Source organism: Pseudactinotalea sp. Z1748 (assembly GCF_049725185.1).
Taxonomy (GTDB): domain Bacteria; phylum Actinomycetota; class Actinomycetes; order Actinomycetales; family Beutenbergiaceae; genus CALKWS01.
On sequence record NZ_JBMPQB010000003.1, the window covers coordinates 1 to 23,863 of the forward strand.

At 64.7% G+C, this 23,863-nt stretch carries 23 protein-coding genes and 3 pseudogenes; 15 read left to right on the forward strand and 11 right to left on the reverse strand.

Features of this window, described 5'->3' with window-relative positions:
• The first annotated feature begins 789 nt into the window (after positions 1-789).
• Complete coding sequence (locus tag ACO0LU_RS07330) at positions 790-1,149, forward strand: hypothetical protein (protein WP_424790760.1); 360 nt, start codon at positions 790-792, stop codon at positions 1,147-1,149.
• Positions 1,150-1,439: 290 nt separating this feature from the next.
• On the opposite strand, the gene ACO0LU_RS07335 is transcribed toward ACO0LU_RS07330, so the two are convergent.
• Positions 1,440-1,658, reverse strand: a complete 219-nt coding sequence (locus tag ACO0LU_RS07335; RefSeq protein WP_424790761.1) for a helix-turn-helix domain-containing protein — start codon at positions 1,656-1,658, stop codon at positions 1,440-1,442.
• Positions 1,658-2,137, reverse strand: coding sequence for a DUF2975 domain-containing protein (locus tag ACO0LU_RS07340; protein ID WP_424790762.1), 480 nt, complete (start codon positions 2,135-2,137; stop codon positions 1,658-1,660). Before ACO0LU_RS07340 ends, ACO0LU_RS07335 begins: the two co-directional genes overlap by 1 nt.
• Positions 2,138-2,325: 188 nt before the next feature.
• On the opposite strand from ACO0LU_RS07340, the gene ACO0LU_RS07345 reads away from it, so the two are divergent.
• Together ACO0LU_RS07345 and ACO0LU_RS07350 are read left to right on the forward strand one after the other, a co-directional pair.
• Positions 2,326-2,853, forward strand: coding sequence for an RNA polymerase sigma factor (locus tag ACO0LU_RS07345; RefSeq protein WP_424790763.1), 528 nt, complete (start codon positions 2,326-2,328; stop codon positions 2,851-2,853).
• Positions 2,837-3,646 carry a hypothetical protein gene (locus ACO0LU_RS07350; RefSeq protein WP_424790764.1) on the forward strand — a complete coding sequence of 270 codons (810 nt, stop codon included), beginning with the start codon at positions 2,837-2,839 and terminating at the stop codon, positions 3,644-3,646. Before ACO0LU_RS07345 ends, ACO0LU_RS07350 begins: the two co-directional genes overlap by 17 nt.
• Positions 3,647-3,803: 157 nt before the next feature.
• Here the strand turns inward: ACO0LU_RS07350 and ACO0LU_RS07355 are convergent, their stop codons facing one another.
• Both ACO0LU_RS07355 and ACO0LU_RS07360 read right to left on the reverse strand, forming a co-directional pair.
• Positions 3,804-4,394 (reverse strand): dihydrofolate reductase family protein, encoded by a 591-nt coding sequence (locus tag ACO0LU_RS07355; protein WP_424790765.1) that lies wholly within the window; start codon positions 4,392-4,394, stop codon positions 3,804-3,806.
• A 70-nt stretch (positions 4,395-4,464) separates the two neighbouring features.
• On the reverse strand, positions 4,465-5,304 hold the full coding sequence (locus tag ACO0LU_RS07360) for a helix-turn-helix domain-containing protein (RefSeq protein WP_424790766.1): 840 nt from the start codon (positions 5,302-5,304) through the stop codon (positions 4,465-4,467).
• Positions 5,305-5,609: 305 nt separating this feature from the next.
• On the opposite strand from ACO0LU_RS07360, the gene ACO0LU_RS07365 reads away from it, so the two are divergent.
• Complete coding sequence (locus ACO0LU_RS07365) at positions 5,610-5,948, forward strand: hypothetical protein (RefSeq protein ID WP_424790767.1); 339 nt, start codon at positions 5,610-5,612, stop codon at positions 5,946-5,948.
• 143 nt (positions 5,949-6,091) lie between these two features.
• Positions 6,092-6,679, forward strand: a complete 588-nt coding sequence (locus ACO0LU_RS07370; RefSeq protein ID WP_424790768.1) for a hypothetical protein — start codon at positions 6,092-6,094, stop codon at positions 6,677-6,679.
• A 294-nt stretch (positions 6,680-6,973) separates the two neighbouring features.
• On the opposite strand, the gene ACO0LU_RS07375 is transcribed toward ACO0LU_RS07370, so the two are convergent.
• The 7 genes from ACO0LU_RS07375 to ACO0LU_RS07405 all read right to left on the reverse strand — a co-directional run bounded on the left by ACO0LU_RS07375 (position 6,974) and on the right by ACO0LU_RS07405 (position 15,079).
• The gene (locus tag ACO0LU_RS07375) at positions 6,974-8,032 is read right to left on the reverse strand and encodes a pentapeptide repeat-containing protein (RefSeq protein WP_424790769.1); all 1,059 of its coding nucleotides are present in this window, start codon (positions 8,030-8,032) and stop codon (positions 6,974-6,976) included.
• Complete coding sequence (locus ACO0LU_RS07380) at positions 8,023-9,732, reverse strand: hypothetical protein (RefSeq protein ID WP_424790770.1); 1,710 nt, start codon at positions 9,730-9,732, stop codon at positions 8,023-8,025. Before ACO0LU_RS07380 ends, ACO0LU_RS07375 begins: the two co-directional genes overlap by 10 nt.
• Before the next feature lie 122 nt (positions 9,733-9,854).
• Entirely contained in the window at positions 9,855-10,208 is a 354-nt protein-coding gene (locus ACO0LU_RS07385; RefSeq protein WP_424790771.1) for a hypothetical protein, read from the reverse strand.
• A gap of 92 nt (positions 10,209-10,300) precedes the next feature.
• Positions 10,301-10,906: a hypothetical protein gene (locus tag ACO0LU_RS07390; RefSeq protein ID WP_424790772.1), complete on the reverse strand. Its 606-nt coding sequence runs from the start codon at positions 10,904-10,906 to the stop codon at positions 10,301-10,303.
• A 29-nt stretch (positions 10,907-10,935) separates the two neighbouring features.
• On the reverse strand, positions 10,936-14,082 hold the full coding sequence (locus ACO0LU_RS07395; protein ID WP_424790773.1) for a tripartite tricarboxylate transporter TctB family protein: 3,147 nt from the start codon (positions 14,080-14,082) through the stop codon (positions 10,936-10,938).
• Between the two features lie 38 nt (positions 14,083-14,120).
• Positions 14,121-14,714, reverse strand: a complete 594-nt coding sequence (locus tag ACO0LU_RS07400; RefSeq protein ID WP_424790774.1) for a hypothetical protein — start codon at positions 14,712-14,714, stop codon at positions 14,121-14,123.
• 59 nt (positions 14,715-14,773) lie between these two features.
• Positions 14,774-15,079 (reverse strand): hypothetical protein, encoded by a 306-nt coding sequence (locus ACO0LU_RS07405; protein ID WP_424790775.1) that lies wholly within the window; start codon positions 15,077-15,079, stop codon positions 14,774-14,776.
• Between the two features lie 410 nt (positions 15,080-15,489).
• Here ACO0LU_RS07405 and nrdH point away from each other — a divergent pair, with 410 nt between their 5' ends.
• The 10 genes and pseudogenes from nrdH (at position 15,490) to ACO0LU_RS07455 (ending at position 23,849) form a co-directional block, all read left to right on the forward strand.
• The gene (gene nrdH, locus ACO0LU_RS07410) at positions 15,490-15,738 is read left to right on the forward strand and encodes a glutaredoxin-like protein NrdH (protein ID WP_424790776.1); all 249 of its coding nucleotides are present in this window, start codon (positions 15,490-15,492) and stop codon (positions 15,736-15,738) included.
• 6 nt (positions 15,739-15,744) lie between these two features.
• A complete protein-coding gene (nrdI, locus tag ACO0LU_RS07415; protein ID WP_424790777.1) occupies positions 15,745-16,155 on the forward strand; it encodes a class Ib ribonucleoside-diphosphate reductase assembly flavoprotein NrdI in 411 nt (136 codons plus the stop codon).
• Positions 16,136-16,690, forward strand: a pseudogene (locus ACO0LU_RS07420) (ribonucleotide reductase N-terminal alpha domain-containing protein); the annotation flags it as partial. The gene nrdI and the pseudogene ACO0LU_RS07420, both read left to right, overlap by 20 nt.
• Before the next feature lie 111 nt (positions 16,691-16,801).
• Positions 16,802-17,875, forward strand: a pseudogene (locus tag ACO0LU_RS07425) (LAGLIDADG family homing endonuclease); the annotation flags it as partial.
• Between the two features lie 24 nt (positions 17,876-17,899).
• Positions 17,900-20,665, forward strand: a pseudogene (locus ACO0LU_RS07430) (LAGLIDADG family homing endonuclease); the annotation flags it as partial.
• Positions 20,666-20,741: 76 nt separating this feature from the next.
• Positions 20,742-21,737: a class 1b ribonucleoside-diphosphate reductase subunit beta gene (gene nrdF, locus ACO0LU_RS07435; RefSeq protein ID WP_424790778.1), complete on the forward strand. Its 996-nt coding sequence runs from the start codon at positions 20,742-20,744 to the stop codon at positions 21,735-21,737.
• 89 nt (positions 21,738-21,826) lie between these two features.
• A complete protein-coding gene (locus ACO0LU_RS07440; protein WP_424790779.1) occupies positions 21,827-22,432 on the forward strand; it encodes a hypothetical protein in 606 nt (201 codons plus the stop codon).
• Between the two features lie 37 nt (positions 22,433-22,469).
• Entirely contained in the window at positions 22,470-22,847 is a 378-nt protein-coding gene (locus ACO0LU_RS07445; protein ID WP_424790780.1) for a hypothetical protein, read from the forward strand.
• 28 nt (positions 22,848-22,875) lie between these two features.
• Positions 22,876-23,244, forward strand: a complete 369-nt coding sequence (locus ACO0LU_RS07450; RefSeq protein WP_424790781.1) for a hypothetical protein — start codon at positions 22,876-22,878, stop codon at positions 23,242-23,244.
• Between the two features lie 17 nt (positions 23,245-23,261).
• Positions 23,262-23,849, forward strand: coding sequence for a hypothetical protein (locus ACO0LU_RS07455; protein WP_424790782.1), 588 nt, complete (start codon positions 23,262-23,264; stop codon positions 23,847-23,849).
• Positions 23,850-23,863 lie beyond the last annotated feature (14 nt).

Sequence of the window (23,863 nt, forward strand, 5' to 3'; positions counted from 1 at the left end):
ACCAGCAGCACCAACCCGACAATGATCCGCCCCAGGTCTAGAAGGTCCATAAGTAGGAGTGTAAGGATCACAACCCGAGTCGCGATGAGCACTCCATCGACCCGGTTGAGCACCCGCATGAGGATCCTTCACCGGTAGGGAGCGCGGCAGCAGGTTGAGGAGCCGGCCTCGCGTTGGGGTACACCCTGCGCCACAGACCTGTGGCGGGCGGTCGGAGTTAAAACGCCCCAGGGCCAAGCGAACTGTACGCATTGGGGTGAGTCTGGGATCGTTGCTTCAGTGATCCGACGGACGACCCTTGAGGACCTGGCCCAGGCCCACGTACCGTGGCTGAAGCCGGACGGCTGGCGGCCGAACGGTCACTCGTTCGTGGAGTTGGCGGGCGATCAGATCGTGGGTGCGGCAATGCGATGTCCGAACCGCGTGCACCCGACACGAGAAATCGCGTGGCTTCAGCTACCCAGGACAGGGCCGAGCGGCCTTCTCGATGCGCTCGTGGACGTTGGTGGCCTACCGATGTCCATCAAAACGCGGCCGTGCAGTCGAGAGCAGGCCGCGGTGCTCTCGGTGGGAGGAATCCGGTACCAGCACTGCCCAGCCGAACTCGTGTCCACTGGATCGGAATCACTCCAGGCCTGGTGTGAGGCCAACCATAATGCACCGGTTGAATCTGCCTCTGGGTGGACGAACGAGAACCTCAACGACGCGTGGACGCGCCTCTATGAGGTCGTGCATGCCTCATGGTCGCCAACCGCCGAACGATCGGCGCTTCTCGCCGAGTTTGGACCCATGATCGCCGAGGAACTCAATACCGAGCGCTCGACCCTGAGCCTCATCGAAGGGGGCCTGGTCGCCGCGTGCTTCGTCTTCGGCACGTCAAACGACACCGAACTCGAGGCCATCACCGAGGCCCTGGTACCGAAGCACCCAGGTGCTCGACGGGCTGTCGCTGCGTGCATGGCCAAAGTCCTCGAGGAGGCAGCCGGAGTTCCGGTGATGTTCGATGGCCATCTCAGCGATCCACACTTCTATCCGCTCCTGCAGACCCTTCCGGAGGTCCAGGCGAACGAACTCGCCCCACTCGACCTCCTGGAGATCTCATCACGCTCGCCGTTGTCCACCGGCTCAGAACGAGGCCCGTCCCATTAGGGTGCACCCCGCTGCATCCTCCATTCGAACGGACGAAATGTTGCTTGGCGGTTATGTGGCGAGGTCCTGTCGCCGCTGCAGGTCGGCGTCCGTCCGTTCCGACTTCGCACCGATCGCGGACTTCACAAACTGACATCCCGGTTGACGTTCCGCTTACGAGACGAATTCGATGAGACCTACGAGGGGCATCCTTTGCCGCTCGCGAACACAGCGAGCAGTCCCCGGGGCGCATCTGCCACTGGGCCCTACGACACAACTCCGCTCGCGTGCATTGTTTGGCGCGAGGGTTGTCACTCAGGGTCGCCGTCGGCTACCCATTCCAGGAGGTCACCCGGTTGGCAGTCGAGTACTTCGCACATCGCCGCTAGGGTGCTGAACCGGATCGCCTTCGCCCGACCGTTTTTCAGGACTGCGACGTTCGCCGGGGTGATCCCTACTCGTTCGGCGAACTCAGCCACCGGCATCTTCTTCTTGGCCAGTTCAACATCGATGCGAACGACGATGGCCATCAGATGACTACATCCATTTCGCTTTTGAGCGTGGTGGCACGGACTAAAAGTGTGCGCATAACTGTCATCAGCAGAGCAAGCCCCAAGCCTGTCAGGGCACCACCGATCAACATCAGGCCCCACAGCGGCGGGCCCGCTACAGTCGCTGACTGGTAGGCGATCGTCGCCATGCAGACGAGGCTGCTGCCGAGGAAGGCTCCAATGATTCCGTCGACCCAGCCGAAGGCGCGGGTTGAGAATACCTCACCGCTTCGGACAAACCCCAGTAGCCGCAAGGTGCAGATGATGCCGACCTGGACACAGATCAGACCCAAGATCGCCAGCGTCAGGATGGGCCAGCGCATATGGGCCTCATCTGGCAGATCGCGCGCCACCACCCCAGACAGCCAAGGCAGGCCAACTAGTTGGACCGCAGCGATGACGACCAGGGCAGCCACCAGCATGGCTTGCAGGGCAACGACGACGAAGCGATTACTCATGCCCTCGAGCGTAACTAGCGTTCGATCGAAAGTCGATAGATATCTATCTTGCTTGCAGCGGTTGGTAACCGGGCTCCCGCACGAACACTGAACAACGGAGGGAGCCACCGTGCCGTTGGGCGATGGTGGGTAACACTTACGGTCCTGGGGACATGTACAGGGTAAGTCCGTCCGAGGGAGGAGTTGACGTGCCCGATGGCTCGCGCGAGCAACGCTTTCAGGCCTTGTTCGATGCCAGTTTTGACGACCTCACGCGGTTCGTCCGGCGGCGAATCCGTGAGGGTGATGACGTTGTTGCCGAGACCTACCTGGTTGCCTGGCGGTCGCTGGAGCAGGTCCCGCTCGGTGAGGGTGAAGGCAGGGCCTGGCTGTTCACCGTGGCGCATAACCTCATGGCCAACCAACGCCGCAAGGATGCCCGCTTGGTGGCGTGGGAGCCCTCAGATGTTCCGTCCGAGGACGAGTTCGAAGCAGCAGACACCCGCATCGACCTCTCCCGCGCATTCTCCCGACTGAGCCCAGAGGACCAGGAGGTCCTGGCACTGGTCGTGTGGGAAGGCTTGACCTCGGCCCAAGCCGCCTCGGTCCTGTCCATCACGGCACGTGCCTTCCGTGTCCGACTGCATCGGGCCCGTCGCCGACTACGAGTTGGGATGCATCGACCCCACTCAGCCCCCACACCCATTCTGAGGAGCAGTTATGACGTACCTCGATGAACTCAGGCGCATTGATCCGGCCGGACCTGCCGATTCGGCTGCGCACAAGCGACCCGAAGCGCAACGACTTGCCGAGCAGATCATGGCGCACCCGGTTGAGCCTGCCACCATCCGGCGCCAAGGCTCCAGGCGCATCCTGCTGCTGGCAGGTGCAGCCGCCGCGGCGGTAGTTGGCGCGCTGGTCTTCGTCCCCGGGCTGACCGGTGACGATGCCTATGCCACGTGGACCGCAGTGCCCACGCCAGCTAGCGCTGATGTTAGTTCCGCCGCCGCCGAAGCCTGCAGTATGTTGATGGGCGAGGTCAATGCAGCGGCTGAAAGTGCCTCTGGCAGTCCCACTGCGGTGCCCGGCAGCAGCGATGCGGAAATCGTCGAACATCGCGGGGTGTTCACCTACGTGGTGCTGCACTCTGCCTCTGCTCGCGCGGGCTGCCTATTTGAGGGTGACCTTGAGGACCCAACCGCGTACTCCGGCTCGCTCATGCACGTCGGCAACTACGACGAGCCGGAGCCAGATGGGATCAGTGCAGCAGTCCTGACGAACAGCGAACACGACGGGGAGCACTTGGTCTTCATCAGTGCCCGATCCGGCCATCTGGTCCAAGGTGCTGAGTTGCACGTGCCCGGCACACCTGAACCCGTGCATGCCAGCATCGACGATGGAATTCTGGCAGCCTGGGTGCCTTCATGGATATCTGACGCGCGGGACATCACCCTACGGCTGCACCTGGCTGACGGCTCCTCCGTCGACCTCGATCAGGAGCAGATTCATACTGCGGGACACGCAGACTGATATGCGCGCCCAGCCGAGATCTTGTTCCGGCGCAGTGACGCGCGTCCAGTTTCAACGAGCCTGCTGATAGGTCAACGTTCCGCAGGCGGATCCGGCCGCGGGACATCCGGACATGGCAGGCTGGGGTTCTCGGCCTCTACGAATGCACGTGACGTACTCAGTTCGGCAGCCGGCGTACGCCATAGCGCAGGTGGAGCACTCGGTTGCCCTGAATGATCAGGTCGGGATCGTCCAACAGGTGCTGAACATCGACCGACCCGAAGAAGCGCTTGCCCGAGCCGAGCACGACGGGGACCACGTCCATGCGCACCTCGTCAACAAAGCCCGCGGCGAGGAACTGGCCGCCGACGTCTCCGGCCGCGACCTCGACGGTGCGGTCACCCGCGAGGTCCCGCGCCTTGGCCACCGCTGCCTCGATACCGTCGACGAAGTGGAACGGCGGCCTTGGGTCCCAACCCTCGGGGGGCGGGCGGTGGCTGACGACGACGACGTGGTCAACCCCAGCCGGCGGCGGCCCGTCCCAGCCGTCGGTGATGTCGAAGACGTGGCGCCCGGCGATCGTCACCGCAAGCTCGTCCCAGTAGGGGCGGACGTAGTCGTAAGACGCCTGCGACACCTTCAACACGCCGCTCTCATCCAGCGCCACCTCACCGCTGACCAGCCACTCGAACAACGGCCCGGGGTCGTCGTTCTCGGCTGCGATGAAGCCGTCGACCGACACCGACGCGTACATGACTACCTTGCTCATGGGGACTCCTTCGATGGGGGGATCTGTCCCTGCAGTCTGCGCGCGTCGAGTTGCTCGCTCTTGTAAGAATTCAATCGGCCGGCAACGGCCAGCCGTCGAGCACGTGGCCGGGATGCTCGCGCAGGAAACGCCTCCGGACCTCGACGTACCGGGTCGGCGTGAAGCCGGTGAACTCTCGGAACTCGTGAGCGAAGTGCGCCTGGTCGAAATAGCCGGCGCGAGCGGCGAAGTCTGCCCAGTCGATCGGGTCGGCGGGATCGAGGGCGAGCACGGTGGTGGAGAAGCGGTGGGCTCGGGCCAGCCGCTTCGGCGTGACGCCGATGACCTGCTTGAAACGTCGTGCCAGAAGGGTGCTGCTGACACCTCTCGCCACGATGAGATCGCCGATCGGCACCGTCCCACCGGTCGCCGCGATGGCGGCGCTCGCATGGCGAACCAGATCCAGCCCGGGGATATCCCGCAACTGACGCGTCAGCGCCGCCTCGAGCAGGGTCAGCATCTGGTCGGGTTCGGCCACTGCAGCCAGCTGGTCTCGCAACTCGGTGATGGTGGGCCGGCCCCACACCTGCTCGATGGTCGCCGGCCGGTCGCGCAACTCGTCTGCGGCCATCGGCAGGAACGGTGCCAGCCCCCACGCCTTGAAGTGCACGCCGACCGACCGGCTGGAAATCGGGTAGCTGAAGTCCCACGCACGGGTGGGCGTGCTGACCACACAGCCGTCGGCGTACTCTGCCGCCTCGACGGCGTTGCCCGCACGGATGTGAAACGGCGCCCCGAGATTCACGATGAGCAGCGGCGCCGGCGCCGCCGGCAGCGTCAACCGGGGGTACGGCGGCTCGCCCGCCAGGTAGTAGATGTCGTGGACCAGGCCGTCGAGCGGCGGCCGCGGCGCCCTGGACACGTACTCCATGCGTACAGCATTGCCGACCACGCAGCTGAGGCGCGAATTGCAGGAACTACCCAGGACTCGCCGGTCCCATTGCTCTTCCCCGCACGTCGATGGCTCTTAGACCGTAGTCTCGACCCATCAGGTGTCGACGTTAGGCGCGTGCAGGGATGCGGGTTAGGCAAAGGGTTGTGGTTTCGGCGGCGGTGCTCGGCACTGTGGTGGTAAGCGGGTGCAGCGCTGATGGCGACGCTCAAGCAGAGCAGAGCGGGGCGACGCAGGACGTCAGGCAGGAATCTGACGCAGCCGCGCCTGGAGCGGACCAAGGCATGGATAGCGCCGCAATCTGCACCGCCTTCGGCGATGTGTTGACCATCGTGGAGAACGCCGACCTCGGTCTGGCGGACGGCCGCATGGAGGCGCAGGAGCATGAGGGTTGGTACCGGCTCGCGACCCGCACTCTCGATCGCCTGTCTTCCACTGGGGACAGCGCCGTCCACACTGCGATCGCCCAACTGCAGGAGATCGCGCCCGCCATTCCGGCCGGAGCAGGGTATGAGCCGGCCGGTGTGCGCTCCCAGGAGTGGTATGACGTTAAGGGCGTCCTCGGTGCCGCCTGTGACGACCTCGGCGCTCCCGTGGCGATCAACGTCTTCACCGGCGGATGAGGCATGTCGTGACCGCCCGGGGACGTCAGTTGGGCCGTACCTGCGGCCTGGCAGCCGTGGTCCTGTCACTCACGGTGGTGACGGCGTGCAGTTCCACGGAGGCGCCGTCATCCACGGAGGGACCGTCGTCGACGACCACGCCGGTGTCGGTCACTGAGGATGCTGGCGCGACTGACTCGCCCCCGCCGAGCCCGGATAGCGACACACCCCGGCCATCTGCCGGCACAGACACCACGACCGACCCGCCGTCCTCGGCGTTCGAGGACGTTCCTGAGGGGTACTACGTCGTCAACGACGGCAAGGCGATGGTGCCGGAGCGAGCCGGGGAAGGCTGCGAGGGCCTGCCCAGTCTGGAGCCACGGTCCAACGACAACGAGGACCGCGTCTTCGGGTACTGGTACTCGGAGTTGCGCGACGTCGGCCCGATCACCGGCGCGACTGGCGAGGCGATTGATAACGAGGACGGCCAGCCGGTCGCCTACGTTGCCGCACCCGGTGACACCATGACCGCCATCGCCGCTCGCTTCTGCATCGACCACTACCCCTACCTCGAGTGGATCAACGCCATCCGCCGCGGCGAACCCACCTCGATGCTGGATCCCGCCGGTCAGATGCCGCTATACGCGGGGGACACGATCAACCTGGATCCATACACCATCGCCACCGTCGGCGATGAGAACGGTACCGTGCGCGACAACGCCATCGACTTCCACATCCCGCCGCAGCACTGAGCGGCCGCCACGCCGACTAGAAGGGCTCGCGAGTCCCACAAAGGGAACCCCAAACGGGAACAGCGCAGGCCAGCGTGCACGCGTCCGTCCGGCCATCCCGTAACCCCCGCCCGTTGAAGATTCTCGCTGAGACCCCTCTGCGGGACACGACCGAGAAGGGAACGAATGTGTGCGGATGTGTGACCATGCGCCTGTGCGTCCCATCGACCGCTACGGCTCGACCGGCCGGGCGGTCCTCAGCCGATGGCGAATAGTCATCCTCGACCTTGCACTTTCATGCGAGCCGGGCGCACGTCAGGAGTTGAGTGCGGCCTTGCCCGCTCGCCTCGGGATCAGCCAAGGATCCGGACAACTTAGCCTGGACGTCATCCACGCGGCGAACTTGTCACGTCGCAGGTCGGCGTCGTGCACTGTGGACAAGATGCGGCGGAACCTACACCAGATCGGCCAAACCCAGCAGTTGATGCAGGCACCGGCTGCTCGGCCAATGAAGTCGGTCTTGGTTGCGACTTCGCTGCGGGTCAGACCAGCATCAATTTCGGGTAGCGCGCCCAGTCCGCCCTGGTCATCCACCTCGTTGCCGTCGATGAGGGCGCCTTCCAGATTCGCCCCGCACATGTCCGAACCGCGAAAGTCCACACCCACCAGGTCAACACCGCTCAGTGTGGTGCCACGCAGGTTGGCCCGGCGAAGGTCAGCCCCGGCCAGGTGCACATTGGTGAGGTTGGCGCCTTCCAGGTCCGCTTCGACCATGGTGGCGCTGGTCAGTTGCGCATCGGTCAGGTCCGCCCCGCCCAGTTTCGCCCGCGTCAGGTCAGCCCGGTACATCGACGCGGAACCAAGGTCGGCATCGCGAAGGTCGGACCCGACCAGTTTGGCGCGGTCCAGCACAGTCACTGAGAAGTCCCCGCCCCGCAGGTCCGCACCGGACATGTCGGTATCGGACAGCAAGGCTCGGTCGGCGTCAGGGCGCTGCCCGCGCCTACGGGCCTGGGTCAACTCTTTGGCCAACGCCCGGGCACGTGCCTGCCCCGGGGTTCCGCGCCGGCGGATCGGGAAGAGCCCCCTTGCGGCGACTTCAATGGTCTGATGGTCTTCAGGGTCATCGGAGTGGATGAAGTATCCAACCTGATCGCCATCGCGGCTCAGGGCGTACAGGTCATTTTCCAGGTTGGTCACCTCGTAGGCAGCCCCGTCAGGACCATCGAACTCCAATAGCCTGCCATCAGCCTGCTCACCGGCCGCCTTCAGGGTGAGCCCAGAGGAGGACTTGGCGTGCTCAGCGAACTGCCCACCGGTAGGCCGCCCAGAGGGCTGGCGTACCTGTTCCTCTCGGTTGCTCCTCAGTCCCACCAGAGTCTCCAAGCCTTCTGCCCGGGACGCCAAGGGACGTCCACCAGGTGAATCTCATCTGGGCGGCGCTTAGCGTCAACCAGTCCGTACACGTTCTTGGCGGCGTGCATCGCAGCCACCGGGTCTTCGGTCCTGGTCAACTCGGCATCGAAGATGAGGACCCCATCGACACTGACGCGCTCATCGGTGCGGTCCTGGCCCACCACATACCCGGACAACTCGACGGTGCCGGGGTTCTGTGCGGCGCTGGCGAGCATAACGTTCAACGACGGGCCGTTGTTCTGCCGGTCCTTACCGGCACCTTCAGGCAGTTTGCTTGCCAGGGATGTTGCTGCCTGGCCGTCCACACCACTGAAACGGGCGATACCCATGTCACCGTTGCTGATCGCGGGCATCGTGGGACTCAGTGCGTCGGAGTAGGCGTACCTGTTGTACGTGCTGGAGGTGAAGCGCTGCAGGTCTTCAGCCACGTTCTGGGTCCACCCGCGGTCGCCGTACATGCCGTTGTCGCCCGGTTCACGGAGATCGCGGTCACCGGCGTCGGTCAGCCACTGCTTCAGGTCCATCTGCTTGGCATCGGGGTCGAAGATGTGCCCGGCCGGTCCGAATTGCGAACCTGGGTCGGGCATCTGCTCCGGGGCTGGTGCTGGCTGGCCAGGGGTGGGGCTGGACGGGCGAGCGGCTGCGGCCACGCGGGTGGCGCGCGCCATTGCCGCCTGAGCGTGGGTGTCCACCTGCCCGGTGGGGGCCTTGTGGCCGGCGGGGCACGTGTGGGCCGCGCCGGCGGTGGTGTAACGCCCACAGTCACCACAACGGTGTACTTCGGTGCGCTCATTGCCCTTGACGAGTTTGTTGAACAGCGCACCGGGGGAGCGGGACTGGCTCAGGGCGTCGAAGGTCTTGTGCGGCACCTTGTGCCCGTACATGCGGCCCGCGGAGGTCAGCGTGGCCAGCACGCCGCTGTTCTTGTCATACCCGACGGACTCGATCCAGGTGCTGGTCACCTCGCTCATTTCAAAGCCCTGCTCGGCGATGCGCTGCTTGCGCCGCTCAATGAGGTCGTTGAACGACTGCGGTTTCATCGCAGATGAACGGCCCTCCAGGGTGGCACCGACCGCTTCAGCCACACCAACTTCGGCGTCCCCGGTGAAGCCCACCCCGCTGGTCTCCCAGCGTCCGGGGCCGACCTTGGTCACCCGCACCCACCCCTGCACATCCCCGGAGGGCAGGGAGGCTGATACGGGCACGTCGAAGGTGTTGCCCTTGTTCTCGGTGGCGAACCGGTTGATCGCGGTGCGTGAAGGCATCCGTACGGCCACACCGCCGGCGGAGTAGGCCATGCGGTGGGTGCGCCGGTGCCCCGACATCGCATGGCCCGAGGTCATCGCCGGGGTGTAGTCATCGGGCATCTGGGCGTACCCGCCGTCCTCGGCGTTGTACTCAGCCTGCACGAAGTGGGTGTCCCACCAGTCATCACCCCGGGCCGTGGTGGTAGGGGAGACAACGGCCTCAGCGGCGACTGCGGGCACATACCCGCCGGCGGCCAACTGCTCCCGGCGTGCGGGGAACAGGTCCCCGTCGATACGGGCCACAGCGCCGTCCAGGGTCAGGCCGGAGGAGGCCAGTGCCTTCTCGGCCCACTGACCCCCGATCGGGATACCACTGGGTTGGCGTGGCTGAACCGGGTTCTGGGTGCTCATGACCCAGATGTGTCCGGGCGATTTCAGGCCCCACCATCAGGTGCGACTACCGATCACCTGCCCCAGAAAACGGGGCGAAATGCGGTGGTTCTACGACCCGGCAGAGCCGGGTGGCTAATGAATCAGCGGCTTGCGTCTCCGAGATAGTAGGTGCTCAATTGGATGGGCCCGTCGCTGTCGTCGCTGTAGGTGGGCTTCCAGTGGGTACCGTCGTAGGAAAAGCCTGGGAGGTTGTCCAGTTCCGTCAGGCCAGCGTTGGTCGGCCAGAAGTCCTCGGCAGTGACCCCCCTGGCCTGCTCCAGGCGCGAGGGGTAGCCGGCGTCAGCAGCCCACCGGGTGTGAGCAGCCTCCAGGTCGGCGAGGCAGTCCTCGAAGTCGTTGCTGGCGTGCTCACACGCTTGCTCGAACTGCTCGTGTGCGGCCAGGACGATGATTCCGGCAGCGACACTTTCAGCGGATGAGGTGTCGACCTCCACATCGGGGGTGCCCGCACGCGGTCAGCAGCAGTGCTGCACCGGCGGCCAGGGTTGCCAGTTGAGCGGTCCTCTTCATGTGTGCCTCCTCGTGCTCACCGCATCGGGGTGCGGGTCTCATCGCCAATCTCCCAAAGCCGGTAGGTGTCGTTGATCCATCCCACACTTGCGGTCTCGTCGGCGTTCCAGGGCAGTTCATGCTGTACAACCTGATCGACCGCCTCATCGCCGATGACGTGGGCGTAGTGCGTCATGCCGTGGGCGCGCAGGATGGTCCGCATGTGCGTGTGGGGGATTCCGGCCGGCCGGGCCGCCTGCTCACGTGCCTCGGTCTCGTCCCATACGGCCCGGCCCTTGTCCTTCCAGGTCTGTACCACCCGGTGGTAGTCCTTGTCCTTGATGCGCGGCATGTGGGGCAGGGTGGGGTCGGGGTTCTCTTCCTTCCATGCCTCGGCTGCGCGCTCACAGGCCTGCGTGACCTGCTCCTCGCGGTTGTGCTTGTACTGCACCGCGACGTTGGACATCACCTCATCATGGATCGGCACCTTCTCCCAGAACGCGATGTGCTGCTCCACAGAACGCGGGATGGGCGGGAAGAGGTAGGTGCCGTCGGCGTTGTACGCCTCATCGCTCAGATCCAGTGACACTTCGGCTCCCGGCTTGGCCAGCCCAGTGAACTGCCCACCTTCAGGTCGTCCCACTGGATGGCGGTTGATAGTGGCAGATCCGGTCATCGTAATGGCTCTCCTGGCGCGCTGGTCTCATGGTTGGGACTGGGAGTTGGGTTGGGCGACGCCCTATGATCTCCGTCCCCGCCTGGTGCCTGCTTCTTGGCGCCGATGTCGGCAGGCTTCTGGGCACCGCTTTGCCGGTTGATCACCGACTGGCGCTGCACCCTGGGTGCAGGGGTTCCTTCAGGCTGCCTGGGGGCGTTTGTCCTGTCTGAGGTGGTGTGCCCAGGTGCGGCTGTCCTGTCCGGACCACCCGGGGTGCCACCACCGCCAGATGCTGGTGGTGGTGGCTGGTTGCCCCCGGCTGTGGGCGGGGGTGGCGGTGGTGTGCCACCTCCGGCAGTCGGTGGCGTGCCATCACCCTCACTGCCGTCGGAGGAATCTCCACTGCCCGGCGCAGGCGCCGGCTCAAGGCCACCGCGGTCCTGGGACTGCTCGGCTGCCTTGTGGTCGGACAGTGCCTGCAGGGCGCGGCGGTTACCGGTGAGACGGTCGTACTTCTGGGTCTTGCGGACCCTGTTGGCCGCCATGAGGCCACCAACGCCTGCGGCAGCGAATGGCAGAGCCGGACCCAGTGCTGCTGCAGCTAGGCCCACCCCGCCGACCTTCGCGGCAGTCTTCACGGTCTTCTTCGCGCCCCGGCCGATGCTGGTCAGCGGGGCCGCCTTGAAGGAGTCCCTAGCATCCTTCAGGCGGTCCGCGGCCACGTCCTTGGCACCGCCGGCGATGTGGCGCGGCTTCAAAGTAGCCCTACGCAGCGGCTTGCCCGAGGTGGGCTTCATCGCGGCGGCGTCCTTAGAGCGGCGCGTGTCGATCGCCGAGCGCACCGAGTCACCGTTGCGGGCCCGCCACTGCTCACCGGTGAGTTCGCGGGCCTCCTTCACCTGCTGCTTGCGATGAGCCTTCAATGCCTGCTTCTTCGTCGCGGTATCGGCATCACGGCTGATGCCGAGCTCATCGAGGATTTCCTGGTCCCGATTACGGCGACCCTCGGCGCGCTGGTGGGCGCTCAGGCCATGACTCTTCTTGCCGCCCTTGCCGGTCTGCTCCTCGCCCTCAGGTGTGCCGGCACCTGCTGCACCTGCGGCTGAGGTGTTGAACGCCTTACCGCGGCGGTCGTGGCGACGACGCAACGGGTCCATCCCGCGCCGCTGCCCACCGCCTGGGCGGCCCAGCCGGCCGCCGGTGGCCTTGTGCACCGCAGAGTCCACCGCGTCGCCACCCACGCGCCGTGCGCCACCGCGCAGGGCGTTGCTGATGCGGTTGCCGGCCATGCTTCCGCCCACAGCACCACCAACGGCGCCTCCGACGGCCCCGGCTGCGCTGCTCCATGCCATTGCCCCCCTCAGGGACATCGGGTTGGGCACTTTGAGCACCTTGGTGAAGACGTAGGACAGGGCGAAGATGGCAGCAACGGGTGCCGCTCCCGACCACAGGATGTGCACCACCGAACCCCGGGTAAAGCCAGTCTCACCCAACATGATCATCATCCGAGTGAAAGCGCCCACCAGGGAGAAGATCAAGGTGGCCCCAGCCGACAGCAGAATGATCCCCAGCAACTTGGAGGTGAAACCAGCCAACTGCCGCCCGGCGCTCACCCCGGGAATCAGTGAGATCGCCAGGAGTGCGAACACGGAGATGACCATGACTACCATGAGCAACTTGGTGACGATGATTGCCACCGACAGGAACCCGAAGACTGCGAACATGGCCAGTGACGACAGTAGGTAGCCCACGGCTATCATCGTGGAGTTCCCGGCTTTGTTGGAGTGCAACGTCAGCAGGAAGTCGCGGTCATCACCATCGGTGCTGGCGATGATGCTTTCCTGGTCCGGTCGCCAGTTGAGGATTGAGGACCCGTCGTTGAAGCCACCGGGACCGGCGACGGCGGGCTGCTCCCACCATCCGCCGCACGCCTTGCCACCGTCTTCGTCCCCGGTGCCGTGGTTGGGTTCATCCAGCACATCGTTTCCGCGGTTGCTCAGGAGCCCGTAGTCGCTGTCGCCATCACCTGTGGCCGCGGAGCGGTACCGCCAGCCGCCACTGCCGTCCGGTTCGCACACGGCCCACCCGATGATGGACACGTCCCGGGTCTTGTCACTGACCGGCAGCCACGCGATCGCATCCGGGTTCGGCTCGGGCATCGAGTTACCCCAGTAGGCATTCATCACGTTTAGGCGTCCCGAGCCCGCCGGACCCAACTCACCCACCCGGACGTCGGCGAAGTCATCCAGCATCCGGCAATAGACCCAGTCGGCATGTTCGTTGTGGCCAAACTGGGCAGACTTCCAAGCCTCCAGCCCGGTAGACTCCCAGATGTTGTTCAGCACAAGCGGCATGGATGCCGCAGGCCCGTAGTGCCCATAGGTGCTCCAGTACCGCTGGCGCAACTCGCTGACATACCTCTCGCAGGACATGGCATCGCCGCTGGCCTCCTCAGGTCCTTGCTCACCGGTGATGTCTCCGATGCTCAGGGCCGTTGCCGGGGTTGAAGCAACCACCGTCACTACCCCGTTGAGGGTGGAGATCATCCATCCGGGGGAGAACTGGCCGAAGCGCTCCTCTGTGGTGTTGGAGGCGCCGTTGAGCATCACGGCGAACAGGCCAACAACGAGCACCTTGGAGACCAGCTCGCGCCAGGCTGCCTGACCGGTGCGCCGGTAGGAGGACACCACCGAGCCGAGTACCCCCATCACCAGCAGACCGGTCACCAGCAGTCCCCCGCCGGAAGGGTGCAGCAGCGCGGTGCCCAGGGTGGCGCCCATCCGGTCGACGGTGTGCCCGAAGGAGTCCAGGGCGCAGAACCCGGTGGCGAAGGTGGCGATTCCTGAGGTGCCCGCCCAGAGCATGTCGCCAAACGACAGCAGCGTGCCTGCACCGATGTCACGTTGAACCTTGCCGAAGATGTCCAGCGACAGCCCGCCGGCGGTGCGGGAGTGGAAACTTGAGGTCTCCCCGCTCCACCGGTTCACCGGCAGGAAGTTGTCCTGCCCGATGCTCCACTCGGAGGTCCCACTCGGGCATGCCGGTGTGCCTTGGTCCTGAGGTGATGGCGAGTCGTCGATCTGGTCGGGGGTGGCCGTAGCCCCAGCGGCCGAGCCCACGAAGATGCCCACCAGGAGGATGGCGAGCACGAGCAGTCGCACCAGGTGCCTGCTCAGTGGGACAGTGGTGGGCGCAGCAATCAAGAGGACCCTCCGGGGAGAATGTCGTCGAGGTCGTAGCCCGGCGAAGTCGCCGCAACGTCCGGTTCGGGGTTGCGCTTACTGCGGCGCCGACGAGCAGGAACCTGCGCGGGCTGGGGTGCGGCAGGCTGGCCGACAAGGGCGGGGCCGTCGGAGCCGGCGAGCACTTCGGTGGCCTCTTGGGCCAGGGAGACCCGGCTGAGCGGAACCGCCGAGTGCACCACCTGGTAGTGGTCGAAGAAGTCATCGGTGATAACTACACCGGACTGGATGAACTTGCCCGCCAGGGTGCGGCGCTTGTCCAGCAGGGTCTGCCAGGTACGGGTACGCAACCCGCTCTTGGAGCGCCGCTCAACGAGGATGAACCAACCCACCATCACCACCACCGCCACCAGCAGCGCGTAGATGCCGATGATGGTGGCGGCGATGCCGGCAATGAGCACTGTGGGCCCGAGCCCTGTAAGGAAGACGTTGAACTGGCGCCTGTTGAACTCGAAGGAACTCACGATGATGGTCCTGTCGTCGGTGCGACGACGGCCAGTGATCTTGGTCAGCGTAAACAGGTGCGGGGCTCGCACGGCGTCCTCAGACATCAGGGCTTACCTCCCTTCCGGGTGGCTAGTGGGCTAGGCGGATCGGTGCCACTGGGCGGTCAGCCGGTGGTCAGGGTGCTGGCCAGGGCCACGAACACGTTGACCACCCCCTGGGCGCACCACAGGAAGGTCGGCACCAGTACGTCCGGTGCGACCAGGAGCGCCCCCAGGATCAGGGGCATGGTCAGGCTGCCCAGCCCGTTCATACCTCCGCCACGGCGCCGCTGCCAGAAGAACTGGAACAGGCTGAGGACGATCAGGGCTACGCCGATGACGGCGAGGATGGTGATGAACTGCCCGCCCACGGCGGACCGGATCGGGGTCCACAGGTTGTTCCAGGCGCTGACAAAATCGACGGTTCCCATATGTTTCTCCTTCGGCTCGGGCCTACCTAGACCCATGCGCAGATGGGGTGCGCTAGTCCTTTCGAACCGGGTGCGTCCGGGCGAAACGAAGGCCCCGGGCTAGAGCGCAACCGGCCGGCGCACTGGCATTGGGCGGGCGGGCTAGAAGACCTATGCCCTTTGACCGAATCGCCCCAGAGCCACCACCGTGCAGCGGTCCGGGCCGCCTGCTTGGCTATCTGGCCGCCCTGGTCCTGATCCCTGCTGCCGGAGGCACCAGTTACAGGAGACCACCTTCACGGACACCAGGGCGATCGCCAAGACGCGCCGAGTGTTACCGGCTGCCGGTCACCCACCCGCACACACACCAGTTCCCCTCACCCGACGACGGGCAACTGACACCTACCGAACCTGAGAAAGAAGGAAGCACGATGATCACCGTCTATAGCAAGCCCGCCTGCACCCAGTGCACCGCCACCACCCGCGAACTGACCAAGCGCGGACTTCCCTATGAGGTGGTGGACATGTCCGCCGACGCCCAAGCTCTGGCCCGGGTGAAGGAACTCGGGTTCGTCCAAGCACCGGTGGTATTCGCAGGCGACGATTCCTGGTCGGGGTTCCGCCCGGACAAGATCAAGGCACTGGCCCAGGCCAACGACCTGGTGCCCGCGGCGGCCTGAGTGACCATGGCGCGGGTCATCTACTTCTCCTCGGTATCCAACAACACCCACAGGTTCGTGCAGCGGCTCGACGTGCAGGCCGAGCGCATTCCGCTTCGGCCCACCGAGCCGTTCCTGCACGTGGGCACTGACGAGTACGTCCTCATCACCCCCACCTACGGACATGGCACACCCCGGGGAGCGGTGCCCAAGCAGGTCATCAAGTTCCTGAACGACGCCCACAACCGCTCCCTGTGCCGCGGGGTGGTAGCGGCCGGAAACACCAACTTCGGACCCGGCTACTGCCTCGCCGGAGACATCATCGCCCGCAAGTTGGGCGTCCCACACCTGCACCGCTTCGAACTGCTCGGCACCCCCGAAGACATCGACGCGGTCCATCACGCATTGGAGAAGACCCTTGACCACGCTTACGCCTGACCAGACCAAGCCGGCCGCCCCCGCCAAGTATCAAGGGCTGGACTATCACGCCCTGAACGCGCTGCTGAACCTGTACGACGGGCACGGCCATATGCAGTTGGACGCCGACAAGGAAGCCACCCGCCGGTACTTCCTGGACCACGTCAACCAGAACACCGTCTTCTTCCACACCCTGGCCGAGAAACTCGACTACCTGGTGGAGAACGACTACTACGAGGCGCAGGTGCTGGAGGCCTACGACTTCGAGACCATCAAGGACCTGTTCAAGCAGGCCTACGGCCACAAGTTCCGCTTCGCCTCATTCCTTGGGGCGCTGAAGTATTACACCTCCTACACGCTGAAGACCTTCGACGGGAACCGGTACCTGGAGCGCTTCGAGGACCGCGTGGTCATGGTGGCCCTGGCCCTGGCCCGCGGGGACGCTGACATGGCCTCCCGTGTGATCGATGAGATCATCACCGGCCGGTTCCAGCCGGCCACGCCCACGTTCCTGAACGCCGGCAAGAAGCAGCGCGGGGAGTTCGTGTCCTGCTTCGAGGGCGACACCCTGATTGACACCCCTCTGGGGCGGCGTGCCATCCGCGACATCCGGCCAGGAGATCAGGTCCTTAGCCACAACGGTCGTCACCAGGCTGTCACCGACGTGATGAGCCGCATCGACGATACCGGCATCATCCAGATCGACGTGGTCGGATCTCAGCCACTGCGGTGCACGCCCGAACACCCGGTACTCATCTTCCGCCCTAAGGGGCTGCGCCCTGACGTCATCATCGACGGGGACGGTGCCACGGCCAACCTGTTCTGGGCCGCTGCGAAGGACGTCCGGGTGGGCGATGAGGTCGTGCAGGCCCGCCTGCTGCAGACCGACCGGCAGGAAGTGGTCAGCGTGCGTGAAACCGGCGGCCTTGGACTGGATTTCGAGGTTCGTAAGGGTGACGTCGTGCGCATCACCACCGACGCTAAGAGGAATCGCGCGAAGGGCGACGACTCATCCAACCAGACCGTCCCGGTGCACGATCAGGTCAAGTTCAACTACGACTTCGGCCGCTGGCTCGGGTATTACCTCGCTGAAGGCCATGTCGCCCGCCGCACCAACAACGGTGCGTTTAGCGGTGTGGTCTTCACCTTCAACAGTGCCGACCATCACCTTATCGAGGACACTAAGGCCCTCACTTCGGGCATTTTCGGAGTGAGCGCCAGGCAGCACGTGCGCGCTGACGGCTCAACGACGGTCAACGTCAACTCGACGATCGTCGGGGCCTTCGTCAACTCCCTGGTCGGAACCGGACACAATCGCAAGTGGCTGCCCGCCTCGGTCGCTACCGGTCCCGATGAGTTCCGGCGTGGCCTGCTTGTCGGGCTGTTCCGCGGGGACGGGTGCACCTGGGGCACCGGGCTGATTCTTGACCTGGTGAATGTGGATCTTGTGCGCCAAGTGCGCCAGATCGCCCTCGGCCTTGGCATCCTCCCGGTCTTCCGCGAGTATGCAAACGCCGCAGGCAACCCCACCGGGCAGGTCACGGTTCGTGGCCTTCCCGGAGCAAATGAGCAGTTCATCCGGGAGGTCGGAAAGAACATCGAGCGCTTCACACCTTCCTCCGGAATCGCAACGCAGTACCGCTTTGTGGACGGTCAGCCCACCTACAGGGTGAAGAGCATCAACCACGAACCGGGTACCAACAAGGTCTTCAACCTTGAAGTCGATGGGAATCACACCTACTCCGCCGCAGGAAACGTCGTCCACAACTGCTTCCTCCTACGGGTTGAGGACAACATGGAGTCCATCGCCCGCGCGATCAACTCCTCCCTGCAACTGTCCAAACGCGGCGGGGGAGTGGGCCTGTCCCTGACCAACATCCGCGAAGCGGGCGCCCCGATCAAGAAGATCGAAAACCAGTCCTCCGGGATCATCCCGGTGATGAAACTGCTGGAGGACTCCTTCTCCTACGCCAACCAGCTCGGAGCCCGCCAGGGCGCGGGAGCGGTGTACCTGCATGCCCACCACCCCGACATCATGCGCTTCCTGGACACCAAACGGGAGAACGCCGACGAGAAGATTCGCATCAAGACCCTGTCCTTGGGTGTGGTGGTCCCCGACATCACCTTCGAATTGGCCCGGCGCAACGAGGACATGTACCTGTTCTCCCCCTACGACATCGAGCGCGTCTACGGGCGGGCGATGACCGAGATCTCGGTGTCGGAAAAGTACGACGAGATGGTGGGCGACAAGCGCATCCGCAAGACCAAGATCAAGGCCCGCGGCTTCTTCCAGACCCTGGCAGAGATTCAGTTCGAGTCCGGCTACCCCTACCTGGTCTTCGAGGACACCGTGAATGAGGCGAACCCGATCGCCGGGCGAATTTCCATGAGCAACCTATGCCAGACCGGGGACGTGCGCATCAACACCACCAGGGGCTACCGCCGACTTGACGACCTGTACAAAACCCAGGAGGACTTCGAGGTCCTGGTAGACACCCGTGCCCGTGACATGGACATCGAAAAGACGGGAACCAGCGTGGAGAAGTCCACCAGGATGTTCATGACCGCTCAGGATGCCGAGGTGTATAAGGTCACCACGGCCGAGGGCTTCAGCCTGCGTGGAACGCTCTGGCACAAGATGTACGTCGAACGGCACGGCGAGGTCGTCAAGATCCCGCTTGCCGAAGTGATCCCTGGCGACAAGCTCCTCATCCAGTCGGGTGAAGGAGTGCATGGGAATATCCACCAGCCGGCCCTGGCGCACGTCGCCGGCGTGGTCGCTGCAGACGGCTCGATTAGTGAGCGCAGCGAAAACCACTCGATAGTGAACTTGCCGATCTATGGCGCCAAGCGTCAGTTCACCGCACAGCTGGAGGAAGAGATCGCTCAGGTTATCGCCGCTCACGGGGAACTCGTGGGGCCTCGCAACGGCGAACTGCCCAGGTTCACCCACCACGACGACCAGGACCTGTCTCGGCTCTACTCCGCAGCCCTGGCCAAGGTGCTGGCTCACTACGGGGTGACCAGGGACTCAAAGTTGCAGGTGCCCGAGTTCGTCATGGAGGGCGACGCGGAAACCCGCAAGTCGTTCATCAGCGGTCTGATGCAGATGGACGGTTCGGTGTGGGCTACGCCGGGTGGGAACCACTGGTGTGCATCTATCACCTCCACCGGCCGAGACTTGCTGGGGAGGCTGCAGGTGCTACTGCTGGAGTTCGGTATCTACTCACGAATCCATGTGGTGAACCCTGAGGCTGACCAAGCCATGCTCTCGGATGGCAACGGCGGCACCAAGATGTGGAACCGGTCTGCGTCGTGGCGGTTGATCGTCTCCGACTTGGAGTCTCGGGAGAGGCTGGACCAGATCGTTGACTGGACAACTCAGCACCGCGACGTCATCGACGGCTGCACCCCGAAGCGGCGCGTCAAGGCCCGCCATGGCTGGGTGGCCACGGTGGCCTCGATTGAGTTCGACGGCGTTGAGGATGTCTACGACGTGACCGTTGAGAACGGGCACAGCGTCATCTTCAACGGGATTGCTACTGGAAACTGCTCCGAGGTGATCCAGGTGTCCACCCCCTCAACGTTCAACGCCGACCTGTCCTATGAGCAGGTGGGCCGCGACATCTCCTGCAACCTGGGGTCGCTGAACATCGCCAAGGCCATGGACGGCGGGAACCTTGGCGCCACGGTAGACACGGCGGTGCGCACTCTGACCGCGGTCTCAGAGATGACCACCATCGACTCCGTGCCGTCGGTTCGTCGCGGGAACGATGCGTCGCACGCGATCGGGTTGGGGCAGATGAACCTGCACGGGTACCTGGCCCGGGAGCGCATCCACTACGGGTCCGATGAGGGCCTCGACTTCACCAACATGTACTTCTACACCGTGGCCTTCCACGCGATTGCAGCATCGAACCGGCTGGCCATCGACAAGGGTGAGGTCTTCGAGGGGTTCGCCGACTCCAAGTACGCCTCCGGTGCGTACTTCGATAAGTACATCGAGCAGACCTGGGAGCCGGCGACCGAGCGGGTCCGTCAGTTGTTCGCCGATGCGGGGGTGCGCATCCCCACGGTCGATGACTGGCGGGAGTTGAAGGCCTCGGTGATGGCCCACGGCATCTACAACGCCTATTTGCAGGCGGTGCCGCCCACGGGGTCGATCTCCTACATCAATCACTCCACGTCGTCGATTCATCCGGTGGCCGCGCCGGTGGAGATACGCAAGGAAGGCAAGATCGGCCGGGTTTATTACCCGGCGCCGTACCTGTCGGAGCAGACCCTGCCGTACTACTCCGATGCCTACCAGGTGGGGTACGAGAAGATCATCGACACCTACGCCGCTGCTACCCAGCACGTGGACCAGGGCTTGTCCCTGACGCTGTTCTTCCCTGACACCGTCACCACTCGTGACCTGAACCGTGCCTACATCTACGCCTGGCGCAAGGGAATCAAGACCCTGTACTACGTGCGCCTGCGGCAGCAGGCCCTGGCCGGAACCGAGAGTGAGTGCATCTCCTGCACGCTGTGATCCGCTGAGCCGACTGGACGGGGTCGCCCACTACTGGTGACCCCGTCCCCGACAGACCTGCGAAAGAGAAGGACCCATGACTATCACCGGCAGGACCCTGAACTACGACCTGATGAGCCCCCTGCACGCCATCAACTGGAACAAAGTGGAAGACGAAAAGGACCTGGAGGTATGGAACCGCTTGACCACCAACTTCTGGTTGCCGGAGAAGGTGCCACTGTCCAACGACATCCAATCGTGGGCCACATTGACCGACGATGAGAAGACGATGACCACCCGGGTGCTGACCGGGCTGACGCTGCTGGACACCATCCAGGGCACCCGCGGGGCGGTGAGCCTCATCCCCGACGTCATCACCCCGCACGAGGAGGCGGTGCTGTCCAACCTCGTGTTCATGGAACAAATCCATGCCAAGAGTTACTCCTCGATCTTCTCCACACTGCTGTCCACCGAGGAGATCGATCAGGCGTTCCGTTGGTCGATTGAGAACGAGTACCTGCAGGCCAAGGCCCAGACGATCGTGAGTTACTACGAGGGCGATGACCCCCAGAAGCGGAAGATCGCCTCGGTGATGTTGGAGTCATTTCTGTTCTACTCCGGGTTCTACGCCCCGATGTACTGGTCTTCACGGGCCAAACTCACCAACACCGCCGACCTGATCCGCCTGATCATCCGCGATGAGGCGATCCACGGGTACTACATCGGCTACAAGTATCAGCGGAACCTGGAACGGGAAACCAACGCGCGCCAAGACGAACTGGAGCGGTTCACCAACCAGATGCTCGATGAGATGTTCGAGGTGGAGGAGCACTACACCCGCGACCTGTACGACCCGCTGGGTCTGACCGAGGACGTGATGGCGTTCCTGCGGTACAACGCCAACAAGACGCTGATGAACCTAGGCTACCCGGGCCGGTTCTCGGCCGCTGAGACGAACGTGAACCCGGCTATCGTGGCGGCGCTGAGTCCGAACTCCGATGAGAACCACGACTTCTTCTCCGGCAGCGGGTCCAGCTACGTCGTGGGGACCGCGGAGGAGACATCCGACGACGACTGGTGCTGGGACTTCTGACCAGGGTTCTGACGGAAGGCTTCGTTCGGCACGCGGGCGGGGCCTCTGTCGTGTGGCGCGAGGCGCGCCACCCCGCACACCTGATGGGTATGACACTCATCGACATCGCCCCCAAGTCGCCCTTCGCCGAGCCCGTGCAGGATGCCCTGCCAGTGCGGCTACCGAGCGGGCTTAAGGCCACCGAGGTGCTCGGCACCCTGGAGGACCCCCGCGAGCACGCCAAGGGTCCGCAGGACGTGGTTCTGCGCCTTCGTGAGGAGTGCGGGGCGAACATCGTGCAGGTCACCGACGCATTCGGTCGCTTGCACCGCACCGACGGCCCGGCACTGGTGCGCGTCACCCCGGCTGGTCGCATGACCAAGCAGTGGTGGGTGGAGGGACGGCGCATCGACGACGCCTCTGGCCCGTCCGTCCAACTGACACAGTTCACCCAGTTCCCAGCATGGGGTGGCCCGGCCCTGTACGACGACGAAATGGAAGTGCTGAACAACCACCTGCCCGCCGCCTTCCGTGTCAGCCCTGATGGTTCGCTGCGCGGACCCATTGGGGCAGCCGGCGCTATCGTCGATAGTGACTACGACGACATCGCCATCGCCGCTGATGGCGACCCCATCGTTGCGGTGGCCGAAGAGATCCGGCGCAAACTCGTCACCACCACGTTCCGTACTGAGCAGGCCGCCCGGCCGGCGGCCTGATGTGGCGACCGAGCCACCGCCCTCACACCCCATCGCCATGCACACCCCTGATGAGGCGCTGGCCATCGTGCGCCAGTCCGCTTCCCAAATGGGCGCCACAGACCTGCACAGGTTCGTAGGCGCTCTAACCCGCCCCGATGGGCGACTGTCCCTGATCGACTACGCGCTGGACGGCCAGGTTGTTCGGGGGCAAGTACTGACCGGATACCGCATACAGTTGGTGGACCTCGCCACTGGCCTGCCGCTGGGGCCTTCGGTGCTGCGCCGCATCGCAGCCAGTTTTGGGGCGTCCGCGCGAGATGTGTTCGCCGCGGAAATGTTCACCCACATCGCACAGATCGCTGATGCCGACCTGGCCCGCGTGCTATCGCTGCGCCCCCGATCTCACGTACAGCGGGCACGGGCCGTGGCGTGAGCCAGGCTGTCCCGCACACATCGTCTGCATGAACAGTCAGAGCATCGCACGTCAGCCCCACGGACGCCCCGAAGGGGGCCAGTTCGCCGAGACCATCAAACCTTCCTCCGGGCTGCGACTGGTCCAGCCGGGGGAGCCCGGGCAGTTCGCCCTTGGGGGTGTTTTGGATGACCACCAGCCGCAGACCTCCACCGGGTACGGACCGGCGGTGGTGACCTGCTCGTGCGGGGAGTGGTCGGCACCCTCGGCCAACACCTCTGCTGACGCCTACTTCGAGTACGCCACCCACCTCGGTGTCGAAGTGTCCCGCTCCCTCGGGGTGGAAGATGTTGATGTTGCCGACACTGGGCACGTGGACTACCGGCTGGTACAGGAAGACCCCCGGCAGGCCAACTGAGCCGGGCTAGAACCTCCATGGCTAACCCATCGAAGGCCAAAGGCGACCGCGCTGAGCGTGAGGCTGTGGCATTCCTGATCGAACAGTCCCCACCCCTGGTGGTTCCTAGGGCGATGCGCAAACTAGGGGCCGGGCGCAAGGAGGACACCGGTGACCTGCACGTGTTTACTGACGTCGCGATCCAGGTGCGCAACCTGGCCCTGAAAGACATTGGCCTCGCGCTGCGATCGGCAGCCACCGACGCCGTGGCGCAGGCCCGCAACGGCGACCTGGACTACGCCCTGGGGTTGGTGCCCTACCCCCGCGCTCGGTCCGGCACCGTGCGCTGGATCGCATCCTGGCTGACCTCACCGGCCGACCTGGGCGATGAGGCGGTGGAGTTCAAGATGGTCTCCAAGGCCTTGGACTGGGTTCGTGACGACGAGGGGCCCTATGGCTATTTGACCCGACCACGGCAGCACCGGGTGGCCCACCTGACCGGCACCGGAACCCCGGTGATGGTCGCCCCGTATGAGGCGTGGCTGGCCCGCTACGTCCTGACCCGTACCGGCACCCCACCTGTCTTCGGTCGTCTGACCACTGCCGGCCGCGTCGGGGTGGCGTGAGCGGCCCCTTCCCG

Excerpts from the sequence above, each read along its gene's own strand:
- ACO0LU_RS07330 (WP_424790760.1), top strand. The coding sequence starts at position 790 with ATGATCGCCGAGGAACTCAATACCGAGCGCTCGACCCTGAGCCTCATC.
- ACO0LU_RS07335 (WP_424790761.1), bottom strand. The coding sequence starts at position 1,658 with ATGGCCATCGTCGTTCGCATCGATGTTGAACTGGCCAAGAAGAAGATG.
- ACO0LU_RS07340 (WP_424790762.1), bottom strand. The coding sequence starts at position 2,137 with ATGAGTAATCGCTTCGTCGTCGTTGCCCTGCAAGCCATGCTGGTGGCT.
- ACO0LU_RS07350 (WP_424790764.1), top strand. The coding sequence starts at position 2,837 with ATGACGTACCTCGATGAACTCAGGCGCATTGATCCGGCCGGACCTGCC.
- ACO0LU_RS07355 (WP_424790765.1), bottom strand. The coding sequence starts at position 4,394 with ATGAGCAAGGTAGTCATGTACGCGTCGGTGTCGGTCGACGGCTTCATC.
- ACO0LU_RS07360 (WP_424790766.1), bottom strand. The coding sequence starts at position 5,304 with ATGGAGTACGTGTCCAGGGCGCCGCGGCCGCCGCTCGACGGCCTGGTC.
- ACO0LU_RS07365 (WP_424790767.1), top strand. The coding sequence starts at position 5,610 with ATGGATAGCGCCGCAATCTGCACCGCCTTCGGCGATGTGTTGACCATC.
- ACO0LU_RS07380 (WP_424790770.1), bottom strand. The coding sequence starts at position 9,732 with ATGAGCACCCAGAACCCGGTTCAGCCACGCCAACCCAGTGGTATCCCG.
- ACO0LU_RS07400 (WP_424790774.1), bottom strand. The coding sequence starts at position 14,714 with ATGTCTGAGGACGCCGTGCGAGCCCCGCACCTGTTTACGCTGACCAAG.
- ACO0LU_RS07405 (WP_424790775.1), bottom strand. The coding sequence starts at position 15,079 with ATGGGAACCGTCGATTTTGTCAGCGCCTGGAACAACCTGTGGACCCCG.
- nrdH (WP_424790776.1), top strand. The coding sequence starts at position 15,490 with ATGATCACCGTCTATAGCAAGCCCGCCTGCACCCAGTGCACCGCCACC.
- nrdI (WP_424790777.1), top strand. The coding sequence starts at position 15,745 with ATGGCGCGGGTCATCTACTTCTCCTCGGTATCCAACAACACCCACAGG.
- nrdF (WP_424790778.1), top strand. The coding sequence starts at position 20,742 with ATGACTATCACCGGCAGGACCCTGAACTACGACCTGATGAGCCCCCTG.
- ACO0LU_RS07440 (WP_424790779.1), top strand. The coding sequence starts at position 21,827 with ATGACACTCATCGACATCGCCCCCAAGTCGCCCTTCGCCGAGCCCGTG.
- ACO0LU_RS07445 (WP_424790780.1), top strand. The coding sequence starts at position 22,470 with ATGCACACCCCTGATGAGGCGCTGGCCATCGTGCGCCAGTCCGCTTCC.
- ACO0LU_RS07450 (WP_424790781.1), top strand. The coding sequence starts at position 22,876 with ATGAACAGTCAGAGCATCGCACGTCAGCCCCACGGACGCCCCGAAGGG.
- ACO0LU_RS07455 (WP_424790782.1), top strand. The coding sequence starts at position 23,262 with ATGGCTAACCCATCGAAGGCCAAAGGCGACCGCGCTGAGCGTGAGGCT.